The organism is Mesorhizobium sp. M7A.F.Ca.ET.027.02.1.1, assembly GCF_004022985.1.
GTDB lineage: Bacteria > Pseudomonadota > Alphaproteobacteria > Rhizobiales > Rhizobiaceae > Mesorhizobium.
Genome location: NZ_RZOL01000152.1, coordinates 1 through 13,671, shown reverse-complemented (window position 1 = coordinate 13,671; position 13,671 = coordinate 1). Strand labels below are relative to the sequence as shown.

Sequence of the window (13,671 nt, the reverse complement as noted above, 5' to 3'; positions counted from 1 at the left end):
GGCTGATCTCCACTGAGGTTGCGCCCTTTGGCGGCATCAAGCAGTCGGGAATAGGCCGTGAAGGTTCGAAATACGGAATCGATCATTATACTGAAATGAAGTATATTTGCCTGAGCGTGTAATTGTCCCTATATTCCGCGTGAGGGGAAGCGCGACGATCATGATCAAGAGTTAGGTGGTCGCGATTTGGTGAAGATGGCCTGTTGATCAGTGAGTTGCAATGGGTATCTTCGTCGTTGTCGCGGTGAGTCAATGAGGCCGGCTTTTAGATTGTCGCGGAGCGTCAATCAGATGAGAGATTTTTGTCGCGGGCCGTTGAACTCACTAAAAAAGCCGGCCTCCGTTTGAAGCGGGAGGCACGCTTTCATTTGCGCGACAACCTATGCTGACGTTTGCTTATCGCGGCGCGTCAATCAGCGAAGGCCGAGGCCAGCGCGCGGGCGTGCCATCGCTATTTTCCGTTAAACGGGGTTCTCGACGTTCATTTCGAAAATCGTCGCGTGATGAACCAGTCTGTCAATGGCGGCCAACGTCATGGCTTTGTCCCCAAGCAGCGCAGGATACCCTCATTCTTCGGCCTCTACCACGCTCGCACCTCATCGCCGAGTGGCGGGAGGACTTAAATCCTGTTTCATAACACCCATCTGTCTATGCCGTTGAAGTGAATAGGTTTTGCTGATCTGGATGCGATCCCATGGGGTATTTTGGGTTTTGCCGCGCGCGATGAACAATGCGCTGAGCCGCCGGTTCGTCAAGCGTTGATCGGCTGAAGACCCATGGACCGTCCGGCAGAGGATGAACGCCTTCGATCTCGCCCGCCTCGGCGGCGAGCCTGAGGGTCTTCGGTGCAACCGCCGAGAAGGCGCGCCGCCTTGTTCAGGTTAAGCCACGGCTCTTTGCCGTCCGCCGCTGGCCGGAAGACAGGGATCTTATGATGCGACCTGTGCGCGGTGACCCGCTCGCGTGTCCATCGATTGCCGTGGCCGTTCACCAGTCCATTGCGGTTGAGGATGCCGGCAATCAGATCATCATTGGCGATGAGCACCAGTTGGCGGACGGCCGCGATGATATCGCCGGACATGCTGTTGCGCTGTCCACGGCGCCGCTTCGGCAGGCGCAGTTCAGTATGGACGCCGCCAACCCAATGGATCAGGAGAACGATCTCGGAGGCTTCGTCATCGATATCGGCGACCACCTCCCGGATGACGGTACGAACGATGCGCTTCTTGAGCCTTGCATCCGTCGTCGGCGCCGCCCACACAGCTTTGAGATCGGCGGCGAGCGCGGTGACGTGTATTGGCGACAGAAGTGATGGCTCCGATGTCGAGGCATCATGCGCGGCAATCCTGCTCTCGATCTCGCCGACACGCGTAAGCGCCCGGTTCCATCGCAACTCCAGTTCCGCCGCGACCAGCCGGTTCTGCGGATCGATGGCGTCGTATTGCCTGAACGCCCGATCGGCGCTGTAGCGTGCCGCCTCGCGATCACGCATCAGAGCATCGCGGACCTGATCGCGGCGACTGGCCGCTTGCGCTTCGGCCTCGACGGCCGCGGCTATCGCTCCCGGCTCGACAACCCGCAGAAGAGCTTCCTCGATGACGTCGTCGACGCGTAGTCCACCGAAGGCCATGCAACGCGGCTCGCCATTGTCAAGCAGACCACGCCAGCAGGAATAGCGCGGAATGTTGTGCTTGGTTCCCGTGTAGCGGACCGTCAGCTTGCGGCCGCAGCGCCGGCAGCGGACAAGGCCGGCGAGCAGAGCGTCGCCAGGCTTGGGCGCCCCGTGATGCCGGCTCGTGGGCACGTTGTCGCTCACCATCTTGCGGATCGCTTCCGCCCTTTCCCAGCCGACGTAGCCTTCGTGTGCACCCGGGATCAGCGCCAGCCATTCATCTCGCGCCTTACGTCGGCTGCGCGAGCGAATGGCTGTTGCATCATATCCCGACGCAGCACGAGTCTTACCATAGGCGTAGGCGCCGCCGTAGATCGGGTTCTCGATCATTCGGTGGATGGTCGCATAGCTTGGCCTGCGCCAGACCACATCGCCATTGTTGCGCTTGGCAGGCAAATTCAGCCCATGTTCGAGGAACCAGAGCAGGGCCTGGCGGGCACTGCCGAGTTCCGCCACCTTGTCAAACACAAGGGTGATGGCCTCCTGCATGCGACGATCGGGATCCTTCTCCAGCCGATCGCCGACCTTCACAAAGCCGACCGGGGCAGCGACGACGAGTTCACCGCGCCGGGCCTTCTCATAGCGGGCCGACAGGGAGCGCTGACGCAGAAGATCGAGCTCATACTCGTTGAGACTGCCCTTCAATCCCAGCAGCAGCCGGTCATTGCCCTGGCGCGGTGCGTAGACCGTCTCCTGGTCGATCAGCACGGTATCGACGACTCGGCACATCTCGATGAGCTGCTGCCAGTCGCGGCTGTTGCGGGCGAAGCGCGATACCTCCCGCGCCGCAACCGCCCCAACCTTGCCGAGACAGACTGCGGCGACCATCCGGTCGAAGCCCGCTCGCGCGACACCGCCAGCAGCAGAGCGGCCGAGATCGTCATCGACCGTCTCGATGCAAGACCAGCCGAGTGCCACCAGGCGATCGGGCATCGCATACTGCAGGGCGCGGCTCTCTCGATTGTGCAGAGCCTGATGGGCCGAGGACTGCCGCACATAAAGGATATCCTTGCGCTCCAGAGGGTGGGGCCGGATCTTCTCATGCATCATGGCGCGCGTCCTCCAGTGGAACGGTGCGATCGCCGTCGACGTGGTCGAGGATCAGGCGCACCATCAGCTTTGTCAGCGTCAGGCGCGTCTCTTCCGGCAGCGCCTGCCATGGTGGCATCTGCGCGGTCTGCGCGTCGTGCGGGTTGGAAACAGATCGAACTGATATGTCGTAGGCTGGCGCTGCATGGACCTCTCCCCGATTCGCGTCGTGAGGACCCGATGCTGCGCCCGAATCCTCCAATTGCGATGGGGTGTGGGAATTGGCCGTCGCGTCCTGCAGCAGTGTCACCAAGACGCCAAGCGTTCTGGGATCGACATGTGGGGCAGCGGCAATGCGCCACGCGGTGCAGACCGCGCGATCAAACATCCAGGCCGGAACTTCCAGCCACCGATCGGAGGCGTGGCCGGAGAGACTGCAGCGGAAAACCTCCCGGTCGGCCTTCTCGATCACCTCATAACGTGAACACAACGCCCGGCCCAAGGACGCCATGGATAAAGAAACTTGCGTTCCTCGGTCCTGTGGGCGTTCTTTCGTCGTGTTGTTCAACACCGCCAGGCCACATTCCTCGCTCGGCTTCCAGACCCCGGGCGGATCACGAACAATCTTCAACATGCGGGTCACATCGCAGATTTCCGTCAGTCTTCAGTTAACGTTAAGGTGCCGCGGCGAGATCAGCGATCGAGTGGCGCAACGATCACGCCAATCAGACGGCTCAGCCCTTTACTGTCCAATTTATCGAATGATAACGACATTGCCTCCATCTCGTCGGCCCGGTCCTTGCCGATCAAATCGGTGGTGAAATTGACGTATTTGGTGTGGAACTCTTCCGCGGTCATGGGATCGTCGCGATCGCCTTTCGGGGTGCGCGGCTCCGATATGATTTCTCGGCCGTCCTTGAGGTAGAGCGTTACATCAGCCCAGCGCTTGCCGACGCTGATGCGAGTGTAGTGCTCGGTTTCGACAAGCTCGGTGGCCTCGGAAATGCGCCGGATTTCTTCATCCTGCAGAATCTCCGGCAAGAGCTCCTGCGGCCCTATTTTGCCACGCACAATCATCGTCGCAACCGGAAAAGCGATCGAATAGCTCATTTCGTCCAGCGTCTTCGGGTTGTGACCGGCTAGCCGGACGGCATAATGGAACGTCTGAATGCGGACGCGCGTGACATCCTTACTGGAAAGGCTGTTGTCACGCATCAGGTCGCGCGCGGCATCGATCGATGGATGCGCCCAGCGACAGACAGGATAGGGCTTGTATGAGGTATCTTCAGCAACACGCCAAGCATCTCCGAGATCACGCCACCACGGCTCGGCGATGGCCCCCTCAGCCGTGATCGCCGGTGCGCCAGTGAAGCCGAGTTCGGCCAAATAGGCCGCCATGACGCCTGAGGGCGCACCCCAGCCGACGCCGTCACGCAGCATGGTGGGGAAATCGATGCAACGCATCATTTGGCTTCGAGGCCCGTGATATTCTGCAATGCCCGCTGCGTGGCGCGTCTGCTGCTGGCTGAGCCCCAGCAGTCGGGAGACACCCGCAGCTACGCCGACTGCCGTCCACGCTCCAGAAGTATGGTAGTCGGAGACGGTGCCGTGAAGCGTCAGGCCGGCGCGGTAGGCAACCTCATAGGCGACGGCCAGCGCAACCATGAATTCTCTGCCCGAGATTGCAGCGCCCGAGGCCCTGAGCGAATCGGCAACGGCGAGCAGCGCAGGAAACACCGCCGAGCCGGCGTGACCCTTGCAGGGGCTGTTGTTGTCGTGGCCATCGATAGAGTCGACGGTGAAGGCGCCGGCGAAGGCCGCCCCCGCGGGGCTGACTGGGCGCCCGTCGAAAATCATCCTGGCCGCGCCAACTTCAGGAGACGGGCGCCATAGGCGATCGGCGATCTTCCTGGTGATCGACGCGACCTCCGTGGTTGCGCCCACCACCGCTACGCCGAGCGTGTCTGCAAAACTGCGCCTGAGAATGGCACGGACCTCTTCGGGAATGGCGTCGTAGGTCAGAGTGCCGGTAAATTCGGAAAAGGTGGTCATGTTGATAACTCTCACAACTTTCATTCGACAGGCGCTGCCTGACGGTTCGCCGACAGTTCAAGGATCGTCGCGCAGCGGCTCGTGTGCGGAAATGCCTTAAGCGAGGAGCAGCCTTGGCGAGGCGCCTTGACCGAGTTTCTCCCTGAGCTGCGAAGAACCCGTCAACAGCCCGCGACATCGTCGCTACGCACCGCTCGCTTGGTCGAGAATTGCGTCAAGATCGGCGCAGATGGTGGTCGGTACTTTGGTTTCGTAAGCTGTAGGAATTGTCGTCTCCAGAGGGAGTGAACAACTCCACTCTGTCAAGGAGCAGGCGCTTTCACCCACCCCATGGGATCCGACTGTCGCCGCTGCGGCCCACAGCCTCATTCGTTCGTTCGGGGCAAAAAGCAGTCCTGATTGTAGAAACAAGCACATTAATTCCGGCGATCAATTCTTCATCCGAGACCGTCAGCGGCGGCATTAGCTTGATCACCTCGTCGGATGGCCCGCATAGCTCAACAATGAGTTTCTGCTGGTAGGCTTCCGCTTTCACCTGAGCAGCCAACTTGCTGTCGATGACGTCAAGCCCAAGCATCAGGCCTCTTCCTTTCACGAGGTAGCCGAAAGGGATGGCAAATTCAGACAAGATCTTGTTGGCAATCCTGCCCTTGCGAGCAGTTTCATGCTCAAAGTGTTCATCGCGCCAATACTCTCTAAGAGCAGCCGTAGCAGTGACGAACGCATGATTATTCCCGCGGAACGTTCCAGTGTGTTCACCAGGGCGCCAAAGGTCGACGCAGGGAGCCAGCAAGACAAGAGACATTGGAAGCCCGAACCCCGAAATTGACTTCGCCACCAGTACCATGTCGGGGCGAATATCGAAGGCCTCGAACGCGAAAAACGGTCCTGTGCGACCACAGCCTGTTTGAATTTCATCGACGATTAGGATCGCACCATGCTGTCGGGCAATCTGCTCGATGTTTTTGACCCAGCGGCGCGTCGGCACATTGAGCCCTCCTTCGCCCTGCACCACCTCGAGAATGATTGCTGCGGGTTTGTCTATTCCGCCGGATGGATCGCTCAGCAGCTTTCGAAGCGATTCGGCCGTATCGCAGCTTGGGCCTAGATAGCCATCGTACATCGCACGATGAACGCCGTGGAGCATGGAAGAGGATGCTCTTCGGTGGTAAGAATTTCCCGTGAGAGCTAGCGCACCGAGCGAACAGCCATGAAAAGCGTTTGTAAAGGCGATAATGTTGGTGCGACCGGTAACCTTGCGTGCGAGCTTGACCGCAGCCTCGACAGCATTGGCGCCAGTGGGGCCGGGGAACTGAATGCGATATTCGAGCGATCTTGGGCGCAAAATCAAGTCTTCGAATGTGTCGATAAACTCCTGTTTGGCGCTTGTTCGGAGGTCGAGCCCAAGAGCGATGCCGTCACTAGAGATATAGTCTTGTAGGGCAGACTGCATCACCGGGTCATTATGCCCATAGTTTAATGACCCGCAGCCGGCCAGAAAGTCGAGGTATTTGTCACCGGTCTGGGCAATTACATAACTGCCCTTCGCTTCGGCGAACATTGCAGGGTAGGAGCGACAGTAGTTTCGCACTTCCGATTCAATGTCTTCCTTCATGCGATGTCTCCGTGGCGTGTTGTGAGGAATTCAATTCATGTATTACGAAACTTTAAACAAAATTAAGGCATATTTCTGGTTGCGATCGGTCCAATACTTGACATTCAGAAATTCGTAATTGAAAAAAAGGTCATTAAACTCATTTATCTGAACTTTTCTCATGATCTCAGTCCTAATCATCTCTCCTTCTTCTAGATGAAACGAGAATTTCAGTCTTTGGAGATTGATCGATTGAGCCCGCATAGCCTCCAAGTGGCTCTCCATGCGATGCAGCGATTTATTGTGAAATGCCACATGTCGAAAATGGAATAAATCAAAGTCTCCACTGAACCGCCAGTTCAAATGTTGTAGAACACATAGGTTGGTCAGAATAGCGGTCTGACTGTTGTAAGCCGCCTCCAGGATCTCCGTTTCTTTATCCAAATCTATCCCGACCAAAAAATAATCGCCAGGAGACAGGGCCGAGCGCGCCGATCGGAGAAGATTATCCAACTCGTCGTCGTGCATGTTCCCGATCGTGCTGCCCAGGCAAAATAAAAGCTTTGGACCAACCAGGCTCGTGATCTCTGCGAGCCCGGTTTGGTAAGTCCCGACCACCCCTAAGAAGTTCAAATCCGATGACACTGAGAGAATGTTTTCAGCCGCTCTCTCCAAAATCGAGCGATTGATGTCGACGGCGGCGTAAAAGGTCAGGCCATGCGTTTCCACGTAAGCATCAATCAACAGAGTTGTTTTCTCGGCGTTCCCGGATCCCAGCTCAATGAGAGAGACAGGACCTGTGATTCCGGCAATCGTCTTTGAGTACTCGGCGAGTATCTCCCGTTCAGTTCTGAATAAGTAATAGGTTTCCTCTTTACACAGTCTTTCAAACAACAGTGATCCTGTGTCGTCGTAATAGTAGATGGAGTTCACGCTACGCGGCGATTCCGAGAGGGACGCCACCAATAGGTCACCCCTGAATAAAGTTTCATCAGGAACATCGGCGCCGATAATTTCATATTTATTGCCTGTGGCCGCTGCAGGGCCGGTGTGGTTTCGCGCCATAGAGATAGCTCCACTAAATAACGGTGTAATGGCGATAAGGTTTATTGAGGTTACAATCAACGATATCGGTCGGAATCTCCCGCCGTTTCACGAAGAGGGAGATCAAAAGTCGTGCCAATTGCGCTGAGGGGAGCGTCTGAAGTTATTTTCAGTTCCCTTCAATGGTTTAACGGGCCTGCAGCAGGCAGCCAGGCCGAAACCATTGTGTCGCGGATTCGACAAACCCGACAGTAGGTGTCAGTTGCCCGGCGTGTTATCAAGAATGGTGATCGGATTTGCCAACGGCACTGACCTGACTGACATCGTAAAGTTATCGACAGGCCGGCACAGTGACGGCCAGCGAAGTTATCCCAAGAGTCTTGGGATTGACCGATGTGCTGCCATTCGCGCATTCCGATCGACGTGATGGTTTCGGGCGCGGAGATGAGTTTCTGCCAACCTCGCAAAGCGGCATTGATGATGGCCTGATAGCTACGAAGGCGCGGTTTGAGAGTCAGTTCTGGCGCAGGTAGGTTTTCCGATGGCCCTATTTATTTTTTTGGCGGTCGCAACGTCGTTAATTACCTTCGTCACTGTGCGGAACGCGGCGCGTCACCGCTTCAGCCATCAGACTTTGGGTGGCAAGGGACGGCGGCCAAGCGGTGATGCCGCTACGCCACAACGTCGGTGCGGCTATCGTCGCCTAGAACACGTCCTGTTTAATCCGGTTCATATCCTGCGGCTTTGAAGTAGTAGGCACATTCGGCTGGGGTGAAGAGGTCGACGACCACGCCGACCGCGTTCCACAGAGCCTTGATGGTTCTCTCGGCCTTTGCTCGCAGCAGCGCCTTGAGTTTGGCGAAGGCGTTCTCAATCGGAATGAAGTCGGGACTGTAGGGCGGCAGGTAGAGCAGGCTCGCGCCTGCGGCCTCGATCGCGTCGCGCACGCCTGAGGCCTTGTGAGCGGGCAGGTTGTCCATGACGACTACGTCGCCCTCCGACAATGTCGGGACCGGCACCTGCTCGACATAGGCCAGGAACACGTTGCCGTTCATCGCGCCGTCTTAGACGAAGGGCGCAGTCATGCCCGTCAGCCGCAGCGCTCTGGTGAAGGTCGTGGTCTTCCAGTGGCCATGCGGCACGCCGGCCCGGCAGCGCTCGCCGCGGCGCTCTTCCACGCAGGCGAGCCATCTTTGTGGAGAGAGGCCGGTCTCGTCGATGAACACGAGCTTCGTCGGATCGAGATCGAGCTGGCGTCGGACCACTCCCGGCGCCGCTTCAGGACGTCGGGGCGATCCTGCTCCAGTGCGTGCGCGGACTTTTTTGAATGTCCAGCCGTGGCCGCGAAGCCAGGCGCTCAAGGCACTGTGGCTGATCCGCACCGACTGCTCGGCGACGAGCCGCTCCACCATCTCGTTCAGCGTGATGTCCTTGCGCTCTCCGATCAGCCCGGCGATGAAGGCTTCATGCGCCTCGAGGCTGGAGGCGCGGCGGCGGCCCTGCGGGCGTGGCCCCAGTTCACCGATCTTCGCCCGCGCAATCCAGCGGATCGCGCTGGACACTCCCACGCCGAACCGCGCCGCCGCTTGCGCGCCGACATGCCCTCGTGCGAAGCCTTCAAGACCCGCAACCGAAGATCCACGCTCAATGCTCCCCCATCGTCCACCTCCATCGAGGGGATGTTTGAATCAGCACAAAACGCAGCCGTCACAGCATCGATCACAGACGCGCTCTAGACTCCAACTTGTCAAAGCGTTGCAACAGATTCTTTATACCAATTCTCAGAACTTTTGCGATCGCAGATCATTACCGATGGTACATTCAGCGCATAGGTCTGAGGTCAGCGCGGTTAAAAAGCTGATGCTGGTTACGCAAGCATGGCCGCACAGCAGCAACGTGGAGTCAACAGCAATGTTAGAAAGAGCGCTCATCCTGATTGAAGGCATAGGGGATACTAGTCCGCTGTACGTCCGAGCTGCCCGGCGTCTTGGCCTTCATCCAATTGTCTTGTCGGCTGGTCCAGCTAGGTACGACTCTCTTGCGGCGGAAGGAATTAGAGCAATCTGTGTCGATACAGATGATCTTGATGCGCTGATCGGCGAATGTTCTCGGCTACAGACCACCTATGACATTGCTGGCATCACGTGCGCCGGCGACCAGTTCTACGCGACAGTTGGTAAGCTCTGCCGGCATTTCGATCTACCGGGACCGAACCCCGAATCCATCGAACAATGTCGCGACAAATTCACTCAACGTCAGCTCCTCGCGGAGGCCGGCATTCCAATACCGGCTTATCGCCTGGCAGCGAATGCGACAGAAGTAGAAAGCGCTGCCGTGGAGATCGGCCTGCCAGTGGTTCTTAAGCCGGCCGTAGGCAGCGGCAGCAGCGGTGTCCGATTGTGCCGCAATGTCGTTGAGTTGGCCGAACACACGACCTATCTGTTGGGCGGGCAGCACATATGGCGGTCCCCCCCGAGGATACTGGTCGAAGAATTCGCACAAGGCCCAATTTATTGGGCCGACATAATGGGAGATCAGATCATTGGAATTGGCACCGGTGATTGCGGCCCTCTGCCGTATTTCGTCGCTCGTGAGTGCATCATTCCGGCCCCGCTGACTGATGACGAGCATGAGCGTATCGCCAATGTTTTGCTGAGCTGTTTGCGAGCTCTCGGCCTTGGCTGGGGGCCAACGGGCATTGAATTCCGGTGGACGAAGCGTGGCCCAGTCGTCATTGAAGTCAATCCGCGGCTTCATGGCACGCCCGCTCCCCAACTGATTCAGCTGGCTTACGGCATCGATCTCATCACCGAGCACATCAAGCTTGTCATCGGCGACGAATGGGATTTGCACAAAAGGCAATCGAATGCCGCGGCCGCTCGGTTCCTGGTTGCTGATCGCGATGGCATCCTCGATTGGATCCACGGCGACAATCGGGCAGCCGCAGTATCAGGTGTCGCCGAGATCAAATTCTATGTAGGACCTAAGACACCGATCGTCAGGCAAGGCGATTACCAAGACACGATTGGACATGTCATCGCTGCTTCACCGAGCCATGCTGAGACGGAGGCTGTACTGCAGCGTGCCGTCGACTTAATCGGTTGGTCGATCGAACCGTTTCCGTCGTCTACCGAAACGGAACAATCTGCGGATCCTTAGCAGACGATGTTGCCAGCCGGAGTCGCGAGGAGACTAGCCTGGAAAATTCAGTGCGCCCCGATGGCGTGGCCGCCTTGGGCGGTTGAGCAATCCGATGGGCCGTGACGTGAGTGAAGCCTGAGCAGGCCTCGAAAGTGATAATGTGGATGCCGACCCCAGCTGAATTTCGGGGAAGGCCGCTTGAACAAGGAAGCAATCGACATGTGCACCCGTTCGATCCGCCGGGTTAGGGCACTGCACGTCGGAAGGGTGATACGGGTAAAAGGGGAGACCCGCTCGGCATGAGGGTAGCGGCCTCAACGGAGCCGTCTGAGCGGTGGTGCCGGTGGGAGTCGGACAGGGTCATAATACCGCTGAAGCCGTGTAATGCCGGTGGAGGGAATCCGCGTGGACGCCAGCCGTGACGATGCCAACCCATTGGAGCTTCGGCCAACTGGCGAGCTGGTCGCCGCCCGCCTAATTAAGAGAGCCTGAGAGCGCTGGCGGAGCGATCCGGGATCAACCAGAAGACGTCCCAACTGGGGAAGACGCGAACCTCGGCGGCCGATCTGCCGATAGGGCCAAAGAGCCCGACATCGACAGTATCCTTACGCAAGAAGGAGGCCCTCATCGGTCCCATTCCCGCCAAGGTCGAGAACTTGTGCTCCCGCCACGATCTGCGGGAAGAGCGCCCAGATCCGCCGCCGCGCTCAGTTGCGACGGATCTAGGTGCCGGTGCCGGGGAGCGCGCCGACGCTGCCGACAGAGGCGGCAGGCATCGCCTGTGCGCAAGGCGGTCAGCACGGTGTGGGTGTCCCACGCGCGCCAGCTGACGACACCCCAGTTCGATCTGTTCTCCATCAGCCCGCCACGAAGACGACTCCGGTGACGCGTGGCAGGCGGCTCCCGGAAGAAACGCGCCGGCGGCTGCGCGCCCATCGGATTCTGCACAATCGCGAGAGCAGTATGCTTCAACATGCAATGCACGACCACCTGACGGCGCTCGGCTGGTCCCCCATGGAGACGATCAATGACGGTCTCGGTGACTCTGCCGCTGGCGGCACCGCACGCGCGGGTTTCGACCGGATGGTCGCCGAGCTCTGCCTTGGCAAGGTGAGTGCGGTTTGCGGCACAGGAAGAGATCTCGCGCTTTGCCCGCAACAACCGCGACCGGCAGCAACTCATCTAGATGTGCCAGGTCGACACCGTGCTAATCGATCAGGAGACAGTCTATGAGCTACGCCAGGGCAATGACCGATTGCTGCCGGAATTGAGGGGAGCCTCAAACGAGTATGAGCTCGACCTTCTGCTCCCGCGCTCACTCTCGGCGCTACGATGAGGCTCCTCGCGCTCGTCGTTGCAACCCCGTCGGGTTTCGCGAAGGTCGGTGACCGGTTTGAGAAGGATCCTGATCGCCGCGTGCAGGAGGCCGTCAACTTGATGTTTGACAAGGTCGCGGTACTTGGCAGCGCCCGGCAGGCGCTGATGTGCTTCCTCGAGCACGGACTGGACTGCTCGCCAAGCGCAACAACTGCGACGTCGTCTGGAGAGGCCGAACTATGCGACCATCCACCGAATGAACCAGAACCCGATCTTCGGCGGCGCCTATGGTAAGTCTGGCGTCGCCGCGGGATTCATGGTCGAGAAAATACAACAGGGGCAGAAGATGGCTGAAGCAGGAAAAGAGTATCCCGAGAAGCTCGCGAGTGGTGAGCCATGCGCCTGGGCGATTGCTGAGGAGAGTCGGCTATGAATGATCAGTTGCTTTACCTGAGCGGGGCTGAAATCGCGGCCCTTAGGCCCAACCCAGCCGATCTACGCCTGAGCCTCGCGCGAGCGTTCCGTTTGCACGCGCAACACCGAGTTCAAGTGCGTCCGAAACAGACCCTCGCAATCGCTCCTGGACATTTCTTTCAAGCGCTGTGTGCAGCCTCGCCCGAGCCTCCTTATGCTGCAGCCAAATGGGTCGGCATCGCAGCTGAAAATTCCGGACGAGGGCTGTCGAACGTTAACGGTCTTATTATCCTCAGTGATTTTAATACTGGACAACCTCTGGCTATCATGGATGGCAACAGCCTCACAGTTTTACGCACCGCCGCCATGTCGGCACTTGCGGCGGAATATCTTGCACGCCCGGACAGTGCATCCATCGGCTTTGTAGGCTGCGGCCAACAGGCGCTTGGGCATCTTGATGCAATGTACGATCTTTTCCCCAGATTGGCCGAAGCAGTTTGCTTCGATCGTACCGTGACCTCAGCCCGCCGGTTAGCTGTCATCGCACGAGAGAAGGGTCTGCAAAGCCGCGAAACCACGATGGCAGATGACGCGCTCGCCTGTGACATCGTCATAACGACCGTGCCCGGGACGGCTACGCTCACACCCTTCCTCGATGCGACCCTACTGCGTCCAGGCAGCTTCGTCAGCGCGGTCGACCTCGGTCGGTCATGGCGCGTCGAAACTTTCAACGTATTCGATCTTCGGGTCGTGGACGATCGCGCCCAGGCGGAGGATCCAGAAAACCAATCCAAGCTCGCCTATCCCGGCCCCTTTGATTCGGATTTGGCAATGCTGGCGAGCGGAGTTGAGCGAGGCCGTTCTTCGGATTCAAGGCAGCGCACACTCTTTCTATTTCCGGGCTTTGCCCTTGCCGACCTTGCAGTCGCCAGCGCGTTGTTCGAGATAGCTATTCGAACCGGTCGAGGCGTCGGGCTGCAGCGTTAGGGCATTTGAGTCGCCGACGAAGAGAGTTCAACCCAAAGCCGGCCATAAGGCGCATCTCGGGCTGGGCTTTCGCGCGCTCCAGGACCATGTGCGCGAATTGCCGCACCTGCTGGCAAAAAGAAGCGGCGGCGGGCTCAAGAAAGAGATGTTTCCGGTGGCCAAAGGATGTTTGGCGATGAACGTAGTATGCGAGACGATTGCGTCACCTCGTTCCAACATCGCGGGGCGTTCGAAGGGCCGTGGATCAGGCGGAATTGGCCGCCATCCCGAGCCCGTGGCGAAACTGGTCCCCGGGATCAATCATTGAGATGCTGCCGACCTATGGCTACCGCCGCGTGCACGCCGTGCTGCGCAGGAAGGCCGCGCCACATGCTCGTCGGCATCCAACCACAAGTAAGGTCGTGCGCGACCTCATCATCGA

At 58.7% G+C, this 13,671-nt stretch carries 9 protein-coding genes and 2 pseudogenes; 4 read left to right on the top strand and 7 right to left on the bottom strand.

Going from position 1 to position 13,671, the window contains the following annotated elements:
• Positions 1-122, top strand: a 122-nt coding sequence (locus EN749_RS17870; protein WP_128363623.1) for an aldehyde dehydrogenase family protein, incomplete at its 5' end; no start/stop codon positions are given.
• Positions 123-409: 287 nt separating this feature from the next.
• On the opposite strand, the pseudogene EN749_RS39450 reads toward EN749_RS17870, so the two are convergent.
• From EN749_RS39450 to EN749_RS17840, 7 genes and pseudogenes are all read right to left on the bottom strand, one after another.
• A pseudogene (locus EN749_RS39450) lies at positions 410-545 on the bottom strand (ATP-binding protein); the annotation flags it as partial.
• A 206-nt stretch (positions 546-751) separates the two neighbouring features.
• On the bottom strand, positions 752-2,722 hold the full coding sequence (locus tag EN749_RS17865) for a recombinase family protein (RefSeq protein WP_095518436.1): 1,971 nt from the start codon (positions 2,720-2,722) through the stop codon (positions 752-754).
• Entirely contained in the window at positions 2,712-3,344 is a 633-nt protein-coding gene (locus EN749_RS38840; protein ID WP_236379074.1) for a hypothetical protein, read from the bottom strand. Before EN749_RS38840 ends, EN749_RS17865 begins: the two co-directional genes overlap by 11 nt.
• A gap of 50 nt (positions 3,345-3,394) precedes the next feature.
• On the bottom strand, positions 3,395-4,753 hold the full coding sequence (locus EN749_RS17855) for an MmgE/PrpD family protein (RefSeq protein WP_128363622.1): 1,359 nt from the start codon (positions 4,751-4,753) through the stop codon (positions 3,395-3,397).
• Positions 4,754-5,072: 319 nt separating this feature from the next.
• A complete protein-coding gene (ectB, locus tag EN749_RS17850) occupies positions 5,073-6,368 on the bottom strand; it encodes a diaminobutyrate--2-oxoglutarate transaminase (RefSeq protein WP_128363621.1) in 1,296 nt (431 codons plus the stop codon).
• A 42-nt stretch (positions 6,369-6,410) separates the two neighbouring features.
• Positions 6,411-7,412: an L-histidine N(alpha)-methyltransferase gene (locus EN749_RS17845; protein WP_128363620.1), complete on the bottom strand. Its 1,002-nt coding sequence runs from the start codon at positions 7,410-7,412 to the stop codon at positions 6,411-6,413.
• 698 nt (positions 7,413-8,110) lie between these two features.
• Positions 8,111-9,063: pseudogene (locus EN749_RS17840) on the bottom strand (IS630 family transposase).
• A 239-nt stretch (positions 9,064-9,302) separates the two neighbouring features.
• Between EN749_RS17840 and EN749_RS17835 the strand changes: the two are divergent.
• The 3 genes from EN749_RS17835 to EN749_RS17825 all read left to right on the top strand — a co-directional run bounded on the left by EN749_RS17835 (position 9,303) and on the right by EN749_RS17825 (position 13,250).
• Complete coding sequence (locus tag EN749_RS17835) at positions 9,303-10,550, top strand: acetyl-CoA carboxylase biotin carboxylase subunit family protein (RefSeq protein WP_095518437.1); 1,248 nt, start codon at positions 9,303-9,305, stop codon at positions 10,548-10,550.
• Positions 10,551-12,105: 1,555 nt separating this feature from the next.
• Positions 12,106-12,282, top strand: coding sequence for a hypothetical protein (locus EN749_RS37740; protein WP_189367578.1), 177 nt, complete (start codon positions 12,106-12,108; stop codon positions 12,280-12,282).
• Positions 12,279-13,250: an ornithine cyclodeaminase family protein gene (locus EN749_RS17825; RefSeq protein ID WP_095518433.1), complete on the top strand. Its 972-nt coding sequence runs from the start codon at positions 12,279-12,281 to the stop codon at positions 13,248-13,250. The genes EN749_RS37740 and EN749_RS17825 overlap by 4 nt, the downstream gene beginning before the upstream one ends.
• Positions 13,251-13,671: the final 421 nt, after the last annotated feature.